Origin of the sequence: Paenibacillus oceani (assembly GCF_014705615.1) — a bacterium.
Classification (GTDB): domain Bacteria; phylum Bacillota; class Bacilli; order Paenibacillales; family NBRC-103111; genus Paenibacillus_AB; species Paenibacillus_AB oceani.
The window spans coordinates 68,744-83,121 of the sequence record NZ_JACXJA010000014.1 but is presented as its reverse complement, the minus strand read 5'-3'; the positions used below and the strand labels follow the sequence as shown (position 1 = coordinate 83,121).

14 protein-coding genes are annotated in these 14,378 nt (G+C 55.5%); 2 read left to right on the top strand and 12 right to left on the bottom strand.

What is annotated here, in order from left to right; genetic code table 11:
- Positions 1-51: 51 nt before the first annotated feature.
- From IDH45_RS11730 to IDH45_RS11715, 4 genes are all read right to left on the bottom strand, one after another.
- Entirely contained in the window at positions 52-1,899 is a 1,848-nt protein-coding gene (locus IDH45_RS11730; protein ID WP_190927741.1) for a cache domain-containing sensor histidine kinase, read from the bottom strand.
- Complete coding sequence (locus IDH45_RS11725; RefSeq protein WP_190927739.1) at positions 1,896-2,933, bottom strand: response regulator transcription factor; 1,038 nt, start codon at positions 2,931-2,933, stop codon at positions 1,896-1,898. Before IDH45_RS11725 ends, IDH45_RS11730 begins: the two co-directional genes overlap by 4 nt.
- A gap of 210 nt (positions 2,934-3,143) precedes the next feature.
- Positions 3,144-3,995 carry a carbohydrate ABC transporter permease gene (locus IDH45_RS11720; protein ID WP_190928013.1) on the bottom strand — a complete coding sequence of 284 codons (852 nt, stop codon included), beginning with the start codon at positions 3,993-3,995 and terminating at the stop codon, positions 3,144-3,146.
- Between the two features lie 39 nt (positions 3,996-4,034).
- A complete protein-coding gene (locus IDH45_RS11715; RefSeq protein ID WP_190927737.1) occupies positions 4,035-4,991 on the bottom strand; it encodes an ABC transporter permease in 957 nt (318 codons plus the stop codon).
- A 104-nt stretch (positions 4,992-5,095) separates the two neighbouring features.
- Between IDH45_RS11715 and IDH45_RS33985 the strand changes: the two genes are divergently transcribed.
- Complete coding sequence (locus IDH45_RS33985) at positions 5,096-5,770, top strand: YdeI/OmpD-associated family protein (protein WP_223836575.1); 675 nt, start codon at positions 5,096-5,098, stop codon at positions 5,768-5,770.
- A gap of 54 nt (positions 5,771-5,824) precedes the next feature.
- Here the strand turns inward: IDH45_RS33985 and IDH45_RS11705 are convergent, their stop codons facing one another.
- The 5 genes from IDH45_RS11705 to IDH45_RS11685 form a co-directional block, all read right to left on the bottom strand.
- Positions 5,825-6,112, bottom strand: a complete 288-nt coding sequence (locus IDH45_RS11705) for a stage VI sporulation protein F (protein ID WP_190927735.1) — start codon at positions 6,110-6,112, stop codon at positions 5,825-5,827.
- Positions 6,113-7,181: 1,069 nt separating this feature from the next.
- Positions 7,182-9,236 (bottom strand): ATP-dependent DNA helicase RecG, encoded by a 2,055-nt coding sequence (gene recG / locus IDH45_RS11700; RefSeq protein WP_190927733.1) that lies wholly within the window; start codon positions 9,234-9,236, stop codon positions 7,182-7,184.
- The gene (locus IDH45_RS11695) at positions 9,233-10,087 is read right to left on the bottom strand and encodes a DegV family protein (protein WP_190927731.1); all 855 of its coding nucleotides are present in this window, start codon (positions 10,085-10,087) and stop codon (positions 9,233-9,235) included. The genes recG and IDH45_RS11695 overlap by 4 nt, the downstream gene beginning before the upstream one ends.
- Positions 10,088-10,116: 29 nt before the next feature.
- Entirely contained in the window at positions 10,117-11,820 is a 1,704-nt protein-coding gene (locus IDH45_RS11690; RefSeq protein ID WP_190928010.1) for a DAK2 domain-containing protein, read from the bottom strand.
- Between the two features lie 91 nt (positions 11,821-11,911).
- Entirely contained in the window at positions 11,912-12,271 is a 360-nt protein-coding gene (locus tag IDH45_RS11685) for an Asp23/Gls24 family envelope stress response protein (RefSeq protein ID WP_190927729.1), read from the bottom strand.
- Positions 12,272-12,547: 276 nt separating this feature from the next.
- Between IDH45_RS11685 and rpmB the strand changes: the two genes are divergently transcribed.
- Positions 12,548-12,736 carry a 50S ribosomal protein L28 gene (gene rpmB / locus IDH45_RS11680; protein ID WP_120745324.1) on the top strand — a complete coding sequence of 63 codons (189 nt, stop codon included), beginning with the start codon at positions 12,548-12,550 and terminating at the stop codon, positions 12,734-12,736.
- 390 nt (positions 12,737-13,126) lie between these two features.
- Here rpmB and spoVM read toward each other — a convergent pair whose 3' ends face one another.
- From spoVM to rpe, 3 genes are all read right to left on the bottom strand, one after another.
- On the bottom strand, positions 13,127-13,207 hold the full coding sequence (gene spoVM, locus IDH45_RS11675; RefSeq protein ID WP_110840399.1) for a stage V sporulation protein SpoVM: 81 nt from the start codon (positions 13,205-13,207) through the stop codon (positions 13,127-13,129).
- Between the two features lie 217 nt (positions 13,208-13,424).
- Positions 13,425-13,700, bottom strand: a complete 276-nt coding sequence (locus tag IDH45_RS11670; RefSeq protein ID WP_190927727.1) for a hypothetical protein — start codon at positions 13,698-13,700, stop codon at positions 13,425-13,427.
- Positions 13,697-14,377, bottom strand: a complete 681-nt coding sequence (gene rpe, locus IDH45_RS11665) for a ribulose-phosphate 3-epimerase (RefSeq protein ID WP_190927725.1) — start codon at positions 14,375-14,377, stop codon at positions 13,697-13,699. The genes IDH45_RS11670 and rpe overlap by 4 nt, the downstream gene beginning before the upstream one ends.
- Between the last annotated feature and the right edge of the window lies 1 nt (position 14,378).

Sequence of the window (14,378 nt, the reverse complement as noted above, 5' to 3'; positions counted from 1 at the left end):
GTTTTTTGAGCACATGCCTATCTTTGAATGTCAGCCTCAGCCTCTGTCCGTTCAGTCCGCCGCTATGCTGAGCTTGTTGCGTATGCCCGGCATCGTCAGCGTAATGCGGGTTCCCTTGCCGCGCTCGCTGCCGACCGACATGCCGTACTGTTCGCCGAATACGAGCTGGATGCGCCGGTGCACGTTCATCAGACCGATGCCTCCGCGATGATAGATCGAGCCGGTGTCCGGTTCGGCCAGCCGGTTTTGCTTCAGCTTCTCCCGCAGCGCCTCCAGCTTCTCCGGGCTCATGCCGGCCCCGTTATCCTCGACGATCACGAGAAACCGGTCGTCCTCGCGCCGCGCGTCGATCCGGATGTAGTGCCGGTCCTCGATCCCGTCCGGGAACGCATGCTGAAAAATATTTTCCACGATCGGCTGCAGCGTCAGCCGTACCATCTTCTCCAGCAGCAGCTCGGGAGGAACCGCTACGTCGATGTCGAAGTCGCGCCCGTGCCGGTGCCGCAGTACCGTCATATAGCTGAGCACATGCTTCAGCTCGTTGGCCATCGTAATTTCCTCCAGATTCGTCTGGATCGAATACCGCAGCATGAAGGCCATCGCCTCCACCATCTCGGTAATTTCCGCGGAATCCTGGACGACGGCGTAACATTTGATCGTCTCCAGCGTGTTGTACAAAAAATGCGGGTTAATTTGCATTTGCAGCGCCTGAAACTCCGCCCTGTGCCGCTCCAGCCGGGTTTCCTGCAAATCCAGCAGCGTCCCCTGCTGCTTCAGCTCGGCTGCGTACACTTCCTCGACGAGCTCCGACAGACGGGTCACCATCCGGTTGTACGTCACGATCAGGCTGCCGATCTCGTCCTGCCGCTCGGGAACGTGAATATGGCCCCAATTGCCCTTCTCCGTCTGGCGCATGCCGTTCTTGAGCACCTGAATCGGCTTCACGATCGAGCGGCCGAACCGGAGCGCGGCGAAGATCGCCGCCACCAGCGTCAGCAGTCCGACGACAAGCGTTGTCGAGCGGATGGCGGATACCGGGCCGCGCAGCTCCTGCACGGGCACGGATATCGCGATCGTCCAGTTGGAATAGTCCGATTTGCGGGTGACGAACAGCCGGTTTTCCCCGTTCAGCTTCTCCAGAAAGCTGCCGTTGCCGGTCTCCGTCACTTTGTGAAGCAAACTTCCGCTCGAAATGCCCGCATATTCGGAATCCGCCGGCCGGTAGATCAAACCGCCCTGTTCGTCGACGATGAAGAAAAAGCCGCGCTCCCCGATATCGAGAGGCTTCCACATTTGCGCGAGATCCTGCTCCTTGAACTCAATCGCCAGCACGCCGTTCGGCGTATACGACGAGACTCCCCGCACCCTCCGGGCCATCGTAATGATCCGGTCCGCCTGGTCCGGCTTGATGCTCGACTTGAACATCGCAATCGCCCCGTTCTCCGGCGTCCGCTCGAGCAGCATCGCGTATTGCTCCGCAGGCCGGAAGTTCGGCGTATACAGCTGGGGCGAATTGTCGTCCGCGACGGCGCGTCCGTGCTCTCCGATCAAATAAATCAGATGCGTTTGCGGATGGAGAATGAACACCGTCGGAAACAGTTCCTTTTGCAGCGCATTGTAGTATTGATAGTACTCGTAGCTGTCGTTCGGATTGATATCGAGAAAGCGCTTCAAATCCATGCTGGTGAGCAGCGACTGGCTTGCCCGCTCATACGTTCTCAAGTAAATGTCGGTCTGATAAGCGGCGCTTGTAATGATCTGGGAAATGTACCGCTCCGACTGGCGGTCGAGCGCCCGCGACGACTGCGTGTACGAGAAAATCCCGACCGTAGTAAGCGACATGACGATGACGACCAGAAAATAGACGAAAAGCTGTCTCGACAGACGTTTCTTCATCATTCGATCCCGAGTCTGCTGCGGTATTCGGACGGCGAATAACCCGTATGCTTCTTGAACATTTTCGTAAAATGCGGATGATCGGCGTAACCGACCTCGTAGGAAATATCCGTAATCCGGTAGTGCGGCTGCTCCAGCAGCTTCTTGGCTTTGTCCATCCTCCGGCGGGTCCGGTACTGGACGAACGTTTCGTCCGTCGTCTGCTTAAACAGCTGGCTGAAATATGATGGATTCAGCCCCAGCACGTCCGCCACTTCCTCCAGCGACACCTCCTTGGACAAATGCTCGTCGATAAACGCCTTCGCCGCCTCCACCGGATTTTTCGCCTTTCCTTTGCGCTTCGCCTTCAAATCGGCGGCGATTTTGCGAACCGCCTCGGCCAGCCGTCCGAACGACTTGGCGCTCGTGGCGACGCCCTCCAGCCGCAGCTCTTTGTCGTGCGGCACGACGTCGCGGTGTGCCAGCTTCTTCACAAGCAGCGCGTACAGCTCCTGCAGCGCCTCGTTTTGCCGGCTTACCGTCAACTGGGCAAAATCGTAATCGCACTCCAGCCGTTCCAACAGCCGCTCCAGCTCTTCGCTGTGGAGGCTCCAGACCGCGACCTCCATCTGCTCCACCCATTCGTCCAGCCGGGCTACCGATAAATAATACGGCGACTGCTTCCGGCCCAGCGCGTTCGTCAGCTTAGCCAGCGTATCCCGCATATCCTGGACGCCGACCGGCTTCAGCAAATATTGCTTGACTCCGTACGAGACACACTTCTGCGCGTATTCGAAGTCGCCGTAGCCGGATATGACGACGACCTGAACGTCCGGCTCCTCCTCGGCCAGCCTCCGGCACAGCTCCAGCCCGTCCATACGCGGCATGCGAATGTCTGTGAATACAAAATCCGGTCGTTCCTCGCGGATTCGGGCAAGCGCTTCTTCCCCGTTTTCGGCCATGCGGACGGAACAGTCCAGCGACTCCGTCTGCCGGATCATTTTCTCGAGCCCTTTGCGAATCATCGGCTCGTCGTCGACGATCAGAATGCTGTACATGGTGAACGCCCCTTTTGCGGACAAACCAACGGCTCGCGCTCCAACACCGTGCTCCCGTCTGTAACGGAGGACGGCGGCGAAGAGCCGGCCCGTTTCGTTTGCTTCGCTTCGATTGGATTGACGTTGCTTCCGGTCCGAAGCCCCACCCGCCGTCTGAACCGCGACATGTTCCGTTCACCGCAGATCGGCCGGGACGAAGACGCATGCGCCCTACGATTTGACCGAACCGACCATCATGCCTTTGACGAAATGTCGCTGCAGAAACGGATAGATGAGAATAATCGGAACCGTGGCGATCATAATGACGGCCATTTTGATGCCTTCCGGCGAAGTGTGCGCGAGCGAGCTGAACACCTGGGACGACGGGTCGATGCTGATATCGTCCGTCTCGAACAGCTTCTTCAGCTTCACCTGCAGCGGCCACAGCGCCGGCTTGTTGATGTAATACAGCGCGCTCATATACGTATTCCAATGGTTCACCGCATAAAAGATACCCAGCGAAGCCATTACCGGCTTGGACAACGGCAGCACGATGCTGGAAATAATCCGCAGCTCGCCGCATCCGTCGATTCGGGACGAATCGATCAGCTCCGCCGGAATTTGCATAAAAAACGACCGCATAACGAAAAAGTTAAATGCGCTGATGGCCCCGGGAATCAGGAGCACCCACAACGAATTGACCAGGTGCAAATTTTTCATCAATATAAAGTTCGGAATAAGCGGAGCCGTAAATACCATCGTAATGAGCACGAACATAACGACGACTTGGCGCCCGACGTATTCCTGACGGGAAACCGGGTAAGCGAGCGACGCGGTTGCAAGCAGATTGATCAGCGTGCCGAACACCGTAATGTATACGGTAACTCCGAACGACCGCCAGATCGAGGCGTCGCTGAACACGTACTGGTAGTTGATCCAGGTAAAGTCTACCGGCCACAATCCGACCTTGTTGTTAATAATAGCTTCCGAGCTGCTGAACGATTGCGCGATTACGTTCAGAAACGGCAGCAGCATCGTCAGGGCGATGACGGTGAGAAGCACGACGTTGAACGCATTGAACATATTTTGTCCTCGGCTATATTTTCTCAAGTTTCTCACCCCTTAGTAAAGACTTTCACCCGTCGTTTTTTTGCTGAACACATTGCCAATGACGATCAGCATAAGCCCGACCAGCGATTTGAACAAACCGACCGCCGTCGTGTAGCTGTATTGCTGGGACAACAGGCCGACCTTGTAAATGTACGTATCGAGTATTTCGCCGTTCTCCGTATTAAGCGGATTGAGGAACACGTACACACGCTCGAAGCCGAGATCGAGAAACTTGCCGATATGAAGCAAAAACAAAATCATAATCGTCGGCAGCAGCGACGGCAGCGTAATCGACAGCGTCTGCCTCCACCGGCTCGCGCCGTCCACTTCGGCCGCTTCGTACAGATCGGGATTGATACCCGCCAGTGCGGCCAAATAAATGATCGTCCCGTAGCCGGTATCGCGCCATATGCCCGAGCCGATCAAGATCGTGCGGATATACGAATTTTCGCCCAGGAAGTAAATCGGATCGATGCCGAACAGCGACAGCGCTTTGTTCAAGATGCCGGTCGAGGGAGACAAGATGCCAATCGCGATCCCGCTTATAATGACCCAGGACAAAAAGTGCGGCATATACACGACCGTTTGCAGCACCCGCTTGTACAACACGAGTCTCAGCTCGTTGAGCAGCAGCGCCAGGACGATCGGGGCCGGAAATGCGATGAACAGATCGTACAGCCCCAGCAAAATCGTATTGTTCAAGATGCGGAGGAAATCGTAATGCTCGAACATCGTTTTAAAATGTTTGAGCCCGACCCACTCGCTGCCCGTAAATCCTTTGAAAATGTTGTAATCCTGAAACGCGATCACCGAGCCGAACAAAGGAACGTATTTGAATATGAAAAAGTAAACGATCCCCGGTATCGAGATGAAGTACAGCGCCCGGTATTTCCACATGTAATCCAGCCATCTTCCGCGGGGCGAAGACTTGATCGCCTTCTTGGCCTCGGGTTGTATTGCAGCCGCCATTCCGCTCCCCCCAACCGTCTGATATCGTAGTGCAAGCCTAGATTTGTAAGCGCTTGTTCTCTTTAATCATAAGGCGGGAGCGGTTCGCCAACAATGGAGTCCCTTTGATTGGACTTGTGTTTTTTTTAGGTGTGAAGCATGCCGCTCAGGCCGGGTTTGCAGAACAAAAAACGCCGTTCCGATGCAGGAATGGCGTTCGCCAGGCTGAAACTTATAGGACATCGGTGCTATTACGTCAGCGATCGGCTCCGGGGGAATGTCCATCCTGTCGGATCTTAACACGCGCCGGAGGTCTTCTAACGATAACGAGCGATGGCTGCAAACGTGACTTGATAAGGCATCATTGCTATTATGAAGATAGACGTCCCTACATCCTCTTGCTCCTGGCTTACGACATCGACTTGGGCATCGGCGCCGCAATGAATCGAAATCCCAGAAGCAAAAAAAGCTCATGGACGGAATTGAATAAAGAACGTGTCCGCCGCCTCGAAAAGTTGGGGTTCATGAGAGACGAAGGAAGAAAGGTGCTTCCTGATATGGACCCCAATTCTTTTAAAATAGATACGGTTATCGAGCAAAGACTGCAAGAGGAAAGGCAAGTATACGAGAATTTTTTGGCATTTCCTGCTCTTTATAAACGAATTCGGATCGACACAATCCAGAGCTATAAAAATCAGCCGGAATTATTTAGGAGTCGTTTAGACAAATTCATTACGCACACAAAAGCAAATAAAATGTACGGTCAATGGCATGATCATGGACGTCTTCTGGATTATTAAGAGGCGACAGTGGCAACGGTTCGCCCGACAAGGGAAGCGAAAGGGGATGGCAGCCTACCGGAACATCCCCCACAGCTTAATCAAATGAAACGTATTGTTCGGATCGATTTTCAGATCCAGAACCATCTGTACGATCTGTTTGGCCAAACCGTCCGAGATCGGCTCGCCCAGCGCCTTGGCCGTCTTGCTGAGCAGCGTCTTAACTTTGGAGCGGTCCTGCAAGTCCCCCTTCGTCACTCCGTCCATAATCGCTCGGACCCGGTCCTTCGTCTCCGGATGCTTCAGCTTTTTCCGGACCCTCTCCACCAGCTCGCGCGGAATTCCATACTTTTGATAGCTCAACGCCGGACACCTCCCGAAGTGGTCGTCTCTAATTGTATGCCGGATAGGCCGTCGTTTTGCCTGCCCGGGGAACAACTATCGGCTTTCACCTTCACTCAGGGCCAGAGACCGGAACGTACGGTTCCAGCAGTTCCAGCAGTTCCGTCAGCACGCCTCCTTCACGCGTTCGGGCGTCTCCGCCCATTCCATACAGGACAGCGAACGTAAGAAAAACCGTCCGGTCAAGAGATCGTATCCCCCTTAAGCAGACAGTGTTAAGAATCGACACTACGCCTACGCCCCCGGACGGCCCTTTGACGTGCAAACCCATACGTGAATGCGCGGGAGGGCAATGAGTACCTTCGCTCCAGCCGGTCGTTGATGAAGTTACGGAGGACTCCTTCGACTTAGATGAGCCGTACATCTCTTTCTAGAACGCGCCGCGTTCTGCTTCGCTGAAGCGAATTGTATACGAGCTCTATCCCATCATAAGAGTCTCTGGCACCCTTTATTTCCGGGATATTGAGCTGAAAGAGACAAATAGAGGCGGTTTGCACCCCTTATTTCCCCACTTGAAGGGGTCTGCGCCTTTTTCGCCGATATTAGTAGCTTCAAACCGCTCTTATTCCGCGCCCAAGCCGGTTCTCGGACCAAATAAAAGCTGCAAACCGCTCCTATTCGGTTCCCCCTCCCCCCCCCAGCCAGCAGCAGGACAAAAAGTCGAACGGTCATGGTGGTTGTTCTCCGATTCATATCCGGCCAGCCTCTTTCTTCTCCTATTCGCTTACGAGTTTTATTGTAACTGGAGCAACTTGAGACACTCACTGACTCGACAAGCAAGGGCCCTTTACCCGCTTTACCACGGTGAAGAATGTTAAACATTCTGAGCTCACAAAAAAACCTCCATCCCGCTTGCCGAGCGCACCGGCTTGGCGGATATCGGACAACCCTATCGCTTGTCCCATGTCCATACCAAGCAGCGCACTCCAGCCGATAGCGGATGGAGGTTCGCTTTCCTAACGCGGCAGCCGGCAAGCCGGCGCTTCCAAACCAAACGATAACACAATTCTCGCTCAACCAACCAGCCAGCTCAGTCCAGCCGCTCTCCGTCCAGAATATGCTCTCTCTGCAAAAATTCGCGCAGCGGCAGCATCTCCGCCGACGTCCAGAAATCCGGCTGGGCGACCAGCTCGGCCGCGTCGTCGCGGGCCATCTCCATAATTTCAAAATCGCTCATCATATCCGCAAGCTTGAACTCGGGCAGGCCGCTCTGCTTCGTGCCGAAGAAGTCGCCGGGACCGCGCAGCTCCAAATCGCGGCGGGCGATCTCGAAGCCGTCGTTCGTCTCGGTCATGACGCGCATGCGCTCCTTCGCCGTTTCGTTTTTCGGGTCGGCGATCAGAATGCAGTGCGACTGATGCTCCCCCCGGCCGACACGGCCACGCAGCTGGTGAAGCTGGGACAAGCCGAACCGGACCGCGTCGTAAATGACCATCACCGTCGCATTCGGCACGTCGACGCCGACCTCGATGACAGTCGTCGAGACGAGCACCTGTACCTGATTCTCCTTGAACAGGCGCATTACCTCGTCTTTTTCCTGGGCCGTCATCCGTCCGTGCAGCAGCCCTACCCGGAACTCCGGAAATGCGTGCGACATCTGGGCGTGTACGTCGATCGCATTTTGCACGTCCAGTTTCTCCGATTCCTCGATCAGCGGACATATCACGTACGCCTGCCGCCCCGTGCTCACTTCGTTGCGGATAAAACCGATGACCCGCTCCAGCTTGTCGTGTCCGACCGCATACGTTTTGATCGGCTTGCGCCCTTTCGGAAGCTCGCGCAGCGTGGATACGTCCAGATCGCCGAACGCCGTAATCGCGAGCGTACGCGGAATCGGCGTAGCCGTCATCGTGAGCACGTCCGGGTTCATTCCTTTACGGCGCAGGATGCTCCGTTGGTTGACGCCGAATCGGTGCTGCTCGTCCGTTACGACAAGCCCGAGCTTCCGGAACAGCACATCGTCCTGGATGAGCGCATGGGTCCCGACGACCACATCGATCAGTCCCATATGAAGCGAAGCGATCACGTCCCGGCGCTGCCGGTCGGTCAGGCTACCCGTAAGCAGCCCTATCGTCATTCCGTAAGGCTCAAACAGCTTTTCCAGCGACCGTTTGTGCTGCTCGGCCAATATTTCCGTCGGCACCATAAGCGCCCCCTGGCAACCGGCTTTTACGGTCGCAAACAAGGCGGCCGCCGCCACCACGGTTTTGCCTGCGCCGACGTCGCCCTGCAGCAGCCGGTTCATACAATACGGCTCCTTCAAGTCGTGCAAAATTTCCGCGATCACCTTTTTCTGCGAATCGGTCAGCTTGAACGGCAGCGCACGGACGAATTGCCGCACGTCCTCGTTGTTGAACTCGTGGGCGACGCCGTCTTCTTTTTGGCGCTGGATGGCACGGAACGCATGAAGCTTCAATTGGAAATAAAACAGTTCCTCGTACACAAGCCGTTTGCGGGCCTGCTTGCCTTCCTCCACATCATCCGGATGGTGAATCCGGTACACCGCCTGCTTTCGCGGCATGAAGCCGTATTTGTCGACCAACTGCTTCGGCAGCGCCTCGGCTACGAGAGCCCCGAACTGGACGAGCGCCTGCTGGATGGTCTTGCGCATCCATCTTTGGGCAAGCGCCCCCGTAATCGAATAAACAGGCTGCAGCGTCCCCGACCGGGACGAGCTTCCTCCCGGAAACTCACACTCGGCGACGGTAAGCTGCAGCCTGCGGCTGTCCCATTTCCCCGTCAGCAGGAGCTGGGCACCCGGCCGCAGCCTGTCTTTTAGAAAATGCCGGTTGAACCAGACGGTTTGGATCATTAGCGGATCGGCGAACACCTTGCAGGTCATGCGGGATTTGCTGCGTCCGTACATTTGCACGCTTGGCTCGCTGTACAGCTTGCCCTCGATCGTTACTTTCTCCCCGTCCTTGACGTCCGCGAGATCCCGAATCCGGTAATCCTCGTACCGGAACGGGAAATACTCCAGCAGGCGGGCGACGGAGTCGATTCCGAGCTCTTCCAGCTCTTTGGCTTTGGCCAAAGAGACGCCCTTCACGCTGCGGACGGGAAGCGTATGAAGATCCGTGCTCATGACGCCGGGATGGCGAATGCAGCCACCGTACCCGGACCGGTGTACGTACCGATGACCGGACCGATGTCCGTATACGTCAGCTTGGAAATATGGAAATGCTCCTGCAGCAGCGCGCTGAACTCCTCGGCCGCCTCCCGGCATTGCGAATGGGCCACAGTCAAGTGCAGCTCCTTGCCGCCGAAGTCCGTCTTCATCAGCTCGACGATGCGAGCCATCGCTTTTTTGTGCCCGCGGGCTTTATCGATCGAGTTCACTTCCCCGTCGTCGTCGATCGTCAATATCGGCTTAATGTTCAACAGCGAGCCGAACATAGCCGCCGCTTTGCCGATCCGGCCGCCTTTTTGCAAATAATCGAGCGTGCCAACCAGAAAGTAAATACGCAGTTCCCGGCGAATCTTCTCGATCAGCGCCAGAATGTCGTCCTTGCTTTTGCCCTCCTGAGCCGCTTGGGCCGCTGCGACTACGAGAAGGCCGATTCCGTACGAGGCCGACTTCGAATCAACGATCGTCAGATTCGGCTTATCCTCCAGCAGCGACTTGGCCAGTACGGCCGACTGATACGTGCCGCTCATCGCCGAGGACAGATGAATCGAGATCACTTCCGTCCCGGGATCTTCCGTCAACGATTTGTAGATTTCGAGAAAATCGACCGGCGACGGCTGAGACGTCGTCGGCAGCGCAGGCGAGGACGTCAGCTTGTTATAAAATTCGTCCGATTGAATCGTAATCGAATCATAATACGTTTCCGTACCGAAATGTACTTTTAGAGGCACCATCTCAATGCCGTATTCTTTCCGGACCGACTCCGGAATGTCGGACGTACTGTCCGTCACTATTCGGACTTTCCCCATCGGCGCACCCCTTCATAAATGAATAATCATCATTCTACCGAAAATAAATAATAATACAGCGGCTGGCCGCCGGCATGCACTTCGAGCTCCGCGTCGGGATACGTCTCTTCAATGAGTGCCGCAAGCTGGCTAGTAACCGGCTCCGCCGCATCCGCCCCTGTCAACACCGTAACCACTTCTCCGCCGTCCGCCATCATGCTGTCCAGCAGCTGACGGCACGTTGCGAGCAGCTCCGGCGTCGAGGCGACAATCTTGTTGTTATGAATGCCGAGATAATCTCCCGCCCGAATGTCCATTCCGTCGATTTGCGAATCACGGACGGCGTACGTAACTTGTCCCGAATGAACGCGTGCGATCGCTTCCTCCATCACGGAGGTGTTGTGCTCCGCAGTCGCCCCCGCCTGGAAGGCAAACAGCGCCGCCATTCCCTGCGGAATCGTCTTCGTCGGAATGACGATCACATTCCGGTCCAGCAAATCGCGGGCTTGCTGAGCGGCCAGCACAATGTTCGAATTGTTCGGCAGCACGAACACCGTCTCGGCATGAACACGCTTGATCGCGCTGACGATATCCTCGGTGCTCGGGTTCATCGTTTGTCCGCCGGACAATACGACATCGGCTCCCAGACTCGACAGGATGGCGGCCACGCCGTCTCCGGCCGCTACAGCTACAAAGCCGTACGGCTTCGCCGGTTTTCCGGACGCCTCCGGCTTCGCCGCCGGAGCTTCTTCGCGGGCCGGCTGTGCCGCCGGTGCCGCATGGTGGGATGTGGCCGGAGCGGCGCCTTCTTCCAATATATGCGTATGCTGCTCACGCATATTGTCAATTTTAATTTTGACCAGCTCGCCGAACCGCTGGGCAAGCGTCAATACTTCGCCGGGATGCTCAGCATGCAGATGCACTTTGACCAGATCGTCGTCTGAGACGACCAGAACGGAATCCCCGAACTTCTCCATCTCGCCGCGGAACGACAACTCGTCAAACGCAAGTCCGGGCGTCTTGCCCGGCTCCAGACGGATCATAAATTCGGTGCAATAGCCGAACTCGATGTCCTCCGTCGCCATATGGGCCTGGGCCGATCTTGGCTCGGCCGTTCCATGTCCAGGCAAGTCAGCAGCCGTACCGGGCGCCGCAATGAGGGACGCAACCGGCATATCGCCGCTTAACGCCGCTGCGAAACCTTCATAGATAAGAACCAGCCCTTGGCCGCCGGCATCGACGACGCCAACCTGCTTCAATACCGGCAGCTGCTCCGGCGTCCGGGCCAGCGCTTCCTTCGCTTTGGCCAGAACCTCCTTCATCAGCTCGCCGATATCGGAGCTGCGCCGAACCGAGGCGACGGCATGTTTGGCCGCTTCGCGCGCGACGGTCAGAATCGTTCCCTCTACCGGCTTCACTACCGCTTTGTACGCCGTATCTACGCCTTGTTGGAGCGCAGCCGCAAATTTATGGACATCAATGTCTTCCGCGTCCTGTACCGCTTTCGCGAATCCGCGGAACAATTGTGACAAAATCACTCCTGAATTGCCCCGGGCGCCCATAAGCAGCCCTTTAGACAGCGCTTCGGCAGATTTGCCGATATGCGGAGACGTTTTTTTCTTGAGCTCTTCGACACCGGAGGTCAAAGTCATATTCATGTTTGTTCCCGTGTCTCCGTCCGGCACGGGAAATACGTTCAGAGCATTTACATTCGCAACGTTCGCGTGCAATGCTTCCGCGCCCTTATAAATCATGCTAGTAAAAGTGGAACCATCCAGTGAATTAAAGCGCTTACTCAAAAAAAAACCCCTTCCTCTCGGATATTCTGCCGATTCGAACGCCGTCTCAGCGTGCGATTCGCACGCCTTGGACGACTATATGTACGAAATCGATCTTTAATCCGACGACCTCGTTCAATACGTATTTCACTTTGGACTGCACGTTGTGCGCAACTTCGGATATTTTGGTTCCGTAGCTGACGATGATATGCAGCTCGATATGCACCCCGTCCGGTTCGCTCCGGACTTCGATGCCTCGGCCCAGATTTTCGCGGCCGAGCAGTTCCGCAATCCCGTCTTTAAGCTGTTTGCGCGAAGCCATGCCGACCAGTCCGTAACAATCGAGAGCGGCCGATCCTGCCAATACCGCTACCACTTCGTTCGATACGAATACTTTGCCGAGTTCGCTGTCGATTTGCATAGGCATGGCATGTTCCTCCTCCGGGTTACTTGCTGACTGTTCCGAAATTACCGCCCTGCTTGGCGAAAAGCTTGTCAGAGCCGGCAAGCATTAGCTTACGCCGCCAAAAAAGCAGGTGCATGATTTCGCAACCGTCCTACCTTACGACTACCTTCCATTTTACTATAATCGACATCAGAAAGAAATGCAAAACCGCCACTCGCGTAGATTGACGCCGCAGTTATCCATATGATAATATATTGGGGTATGTGTTCGGTATGAAAGTGTCAGGAGGTGTAACTCATGTCCCGCAAATGTACGATTACTGGTAAAAGCCCACGCCAAGGCAACCACGTGTCCCACGCCAACAACAAAAACAAACGCACCTGGGGCGTTAACGTGCAAAAAGTCCGCATCATGGTAAACGGTAAGCCGAAGCGCGTTTATGTAAGCGCCCGTGCTTTGAAATCCGGCCTTGTTGAGCGCGTGTAATTCCAACGCTTGCAAGATGCCATATTGCATCAAGCCAACTGTGAATGAAACTTATGGTTTCCCAAGACAAGCGACCGCCATCCGGCGGTTGTTTTTCTTTTATGTCAAACCCCCAAGCCGAGCCAATGGGTCGCCAACATGGCGATTGATGACAAAAAGCACCCGTTCAGGTGCTTTTATCGCTTAACCAAGACAGACGGCCCGGTCCTTCGCGCCCCAGGACCGGCCGTTATCAGAATCCGGCCGCATGCATCCGCTCCACGAATTCATCGGTACGTTTCAGATGGGCAGCCGAAAGACGTAACGGCGCCCTAAGTATGAATGTATCCGTCTTAGGTCACAGGCATCGTAATGAACGCCCGGCGGCGAGCCTATGTCCTTTGTACAAGCTCAGCTTTTGCTGAACGAGTTCAAAATCGCTTTCACGACACCGCCCAGAAACTTCGGTAGCTTGATCGTATAAAATTTCATTTCTACCCCTCCCTCGCATGTTCCGCACGGCCGCGAACGTCCGCCCGCCGCTTGACCGAAAATGGCGCCGCCGTACGAATTCACCTTATGTCTCCATTGTATTCGCCGCCTGCGGAAAAGGTGATGACCCGAAACAAAAAAAACTACAAGAGCGGCAACTCTTGTAGTCATCTTATGCGGATAAAGGAAAAAAAATGCATTCGCCTGCGCGTTCTTACTACTCCAGCTTCAAGCCCGGCGGTTCCAGATTAAGAATCGGAATTTTGCCGATCATAACGTATACGACGGTCAGCAGCACCCAGAACACGAGCGATACGAGGATGAAGCTGATCCGCAGCCCTTTGCTCTCATAGGTTTTAAAATAATAAATGCCTATGAACAGCGCCCCAAGCGAATAAATATACCGGAAGATCGAGAATTCGTGCCAGGAGAAGATAAGCAGCAGATGTCCCGCCAAAAAGCTGCACAATAGCAGCATCAGCGTTTTTTTCAAAGAGAGCTGCCTCCTTTGTCGGAACCGCCGCGAATGCGCGAGATCGCTTCCTTGCGGTCCGCTTGGGCAAACACCGCATTGCCGGCCACGAGCACGTTCGCCCCGGCCTTTTTGACGAGCTCCGCCGTCTCCTCGTTCACTCCCCCGTCCACCTCGATGTGGACGTGTCCAAGCCCGCGCTCGTCCAGCATGTGACGAAGCGCCGTAATTTTCGGAAGGCTGGAGGCAATAAACCGCTGTCCGCCGAACCCGGGATTAACCGTCATCAGCAGCACCAGATCCACATCTTCGGCGATATGCTCCAAAGTTGAAAGCGAAGTCGCCGGATTTAATACGACACCGGCCTTAACGCCTTGATCCTTGATGAGCTGCACCGTCCGGTGAAGATGCGTGCAGGCTTCGACGTGCACCGATATGTAATCCGCACCGGCCTGAGCAAAAGCGCGTATATAATCGTCCGGCTTCGATATCATCAGATGAACGTCCAGCGTCAGCTTCGTGTGCGGACGAATCGCCTGCACGATAGGAGGTCCCAGCGTAATATTAGGTACGAAGTGGCCGTCCATCACGTCCACATGAATCCAGTCGGCTCCTCCGCGTTCGACGTCGCGGATTTCTTCGCCCAGACGGGCGAAGTCCGCGGACAGAATCGAAGGGGCAATTAACAATTCCCGCATA